We start from the raw sequence: 349 nt of genomic DNA on the forward strand, positions 1-349 counted from the left end.
TGTTCAAACTGGTCAATTAAACCCAGACGTGGAACATGGGTGTCAGGCGCCAGTATCGCACCGGGAGCAATCACTGCATTTGCCCCAATTTTGCAGCGGTCGCCTACTAAAGCACCGAATTTTTTGATACCCGTCTCGATCACGCTGTCTAAATAACGGATTTTAATATCCGCACCATCCAATTCGTTACGGTAGTTGGCAATGATTGCACCTGCTTCAATATTTACGTTCTCGCCAATCAGTGAATCGCCGACAAAGTTAAAATGTGCAAGCTTGCTTCCAGCGAGCATGAAGCTGCTTTTGACTTCGCAGCTAGGGCCAACAATGCAGTTGCTTCCCAGGTAAACTC

At 47.3% G+C, this 349-nt stretch carries 1 protein-coding gene; it reads right to left on the reverse strand.

Annotation, left to right across the window (positions count from 1 at the left end; translation table 11 throughout):
* The coding region (locus AC0IYH_RS30090; RefSeq protein ID WP_471837765.1) for an LbetaH domain-containing protein at nt 1–349 on the reverse strand (349 nt) is incomplete at both ends.

The sequence above is a fragment of the Pseudomonas sp. AC463 genome, assembly GCF_979253585.1.